This is a genomic window from Nonomuraea sp. NPDC050790, from assembly GCF_044456745.1.
Taxonomy (GTDB): domain Bacteria; phylum Actinomycetota; class Actinomycetes; order Streptosporangiales; family Streptosporangiaceae; genus Nonomuraea.
On record NZ_JBITGF010000025.1, the window covers coordinates 1 to 2,032 of the forward strand.

Below are 2,032 nucleotides of genomic sequence, written 5' to 3' on the forward strand. Positions count from 1 at the left end.
ATCTACCAGCTTCCCTACAACTCGCAGCCGACACCGCTGGTCTACTACAACAAGAAGCTGTTCGCGCAGGCCGGGATCAGCGCGCCGCCGAAGACCTACGCCGAACTGCTGGATGTGAGCGCGAGGCTGAAGGCCAAGGGGGTCAACCCGTTCGTGGTGGGCGGCGGCGGCAAGGACGCCTTCGCCGCCGGCTACCTGTGGATCGCGCTGGTCGGCGCGGATGTGTACAGCCGGCAGCCGGACTTCCTGCTCAAGCGGCGGGCCGGGCAGGTGAGGTTCACCGATCCGCTGTTCGTCAAGGCCACCCAGAAGTTCGCCGACCTGGTCGGCAAGGGCTATGTGGACAAGGCCGGGCTCTCGCGTGACTACCCCTCGACGGAGAAGGCGTTCCTGGACGGCAAGGGCGCGATGTATCCGATGGGGTCGTGGTTCGCCGCCTCAGCCGACGCGAACAAGCCGGGCTTCGAGGTGGGGGTGTTCGCCTGGCCGAGTGATGACGGCACCACGTACGTGCCGTCCTATACGGGGGGCGGGCCGATCGTGAACGCCCAATCGAAGCAGCTGGCGGCGGCGCGGACGTTCGCGCTGGAGTTCAACCAGAACGCGGCCAACAACGACGTGCTGGTCAAGACGGACGCGGCGATCATCGCGATCAAGGGCTACCAGCCGCCGGCGATGGGCCCGGTCTACGACGCCACCCTGCAGGTGTTCAAATCCGGCACGGTGGTCAACGCCTTCACCGTGGAGACCGGCGACGACGCCCTGCTGCCCGGGGTCGGCGAGAAGGTGTTCGCCATCGCCCAGCAGATCATCGCCGGCAAGACCGACGGCGCGCAGGCCGCCAAACTCCTGGACGAGGAGTGGACCAAGGCCGGCGGCCAATAGATGCTGCTCGCTCGCACAACCTCTTCCCGCGCCCGCCCGTCTGTGTGGGTGCGGGTGCGGAGCGGGGCTGGTTACCCGCTGCTGTTCGCGGCGCCGGGGCTGGTGGTGTACGCGTGTTTCGTGCTCGCGCCGATCCTGCTGAGTTTCGGCTACAGCCTGACCAACGCCGACCTGTTCCACACCGACACCACCTTCGTCGGCGCCGCCAACTACCTCACCCTGCTGGCCGACAGCGGGTTCCTGCGGTCGCTGCGGGTCACCACCATCCTCACCCTGATCATCGTCATCCTGCCCAACGTGGGCGGCGTCGCCGTGGCGCTGCTGCTGGACCGGCGCGGCTGGCTCTACCACACGCTGCGCAGCGTGTTCTTCGTCCCGGTCGTGCTCAGCTCCGTCGTGGTCAGCGTCGTGTGGATGGCGCTGCTGCAGGACGAAGGACTGATCAACCGGCTGCTCGGCACCCGCATCGGCTGGCTGTCCGACCCCGACCTCGCCCTCTACTCGATCGCGTTCGTCATCTCCTGGCAGATGCTCGGCTTCTGCTCCGTCGTCTACCTCGCCGGCCTGCAAGCCGTCCCGGACACCCTGCAGGAAGCAGCCAAAATCGACGGCGCCGGGCCGTGGCTGCGCTTTCGCAAGGTGACCTGGCCGATGCTCGCCCCCGCCCTGACGTTGAACACGGTGATGCTGCTCATCACCGGGTTCAAGGCCTACGACCACGTCCAGGTCCTCACCGCCGGCGGACCCGGCCTGGGCACCACCGCCACCCTCGCCTTCGACGTCATCCAGATCGGCTTCAACCAAAACCGCACCGGCCTGTCCTCCGCCCTGGCCATCCTCATGCTCGTCATCGTCGCCACCGTCTCCACCCTGGTGCTGCGCCTGCTCAAACGCCGCGAGGTCGACCTATGAGAAAACTTCTGGCCATCGCCGTCACGAGCGCGTTCTTCCTGCCGCTGTACCTGGTGGTGACCAACGTCTTCAAACCCGGCCCGCAGATCACCGCCGACCCCGCCGCCCTCCCGATCCCGCCCACCCTGGACAACCTCACCCAAGCCCTCACCCGCCCGGATGGGCTGTTCTGGAACGGCCTGATCAACAGCATCACCGTCACCCTGCTGTCGATCACGGTGCTCACCGTCGTCTC

The 2,032-nt window shown here is 67.1% G+C and carries 3 protein-coding genes; all 3 read left to right on the forward strand.

Features of this window, described 5'->3' with window-relative positions; all coding sequences use genetic code 11:
• The coding region (locus tag ACIBEJ_RS52135) for an ABC transporter substrate-binding protein (protein ID WP_397190516.1) at positions 1-885 on the forward strand (885 nt) is incomplete at its 5' end.
• A gap of 48 nt (positions 886-933) precedes the next feature.
• Entirely contained in the window at positions 934-1,797 is an 864-nt protein-coding gene (locus ACIBEJ_RS52140; RefSeq protein WP_397190517.1) for a carbohydrate ABC transporter permease, read from the forward strand.
• Positions 1,794-2,032 (forward strand): hypothetical protein (locus tag ACIBEJ_RS52145; RefSeq protein ID WP_397190518.1); only part of this gene is annotated, 239 nt, incomplete at its 3' end. The genes ACIBEJ_RS52140 and ACIBEJ_RS52145, both read left to right, overlap by 4 nt.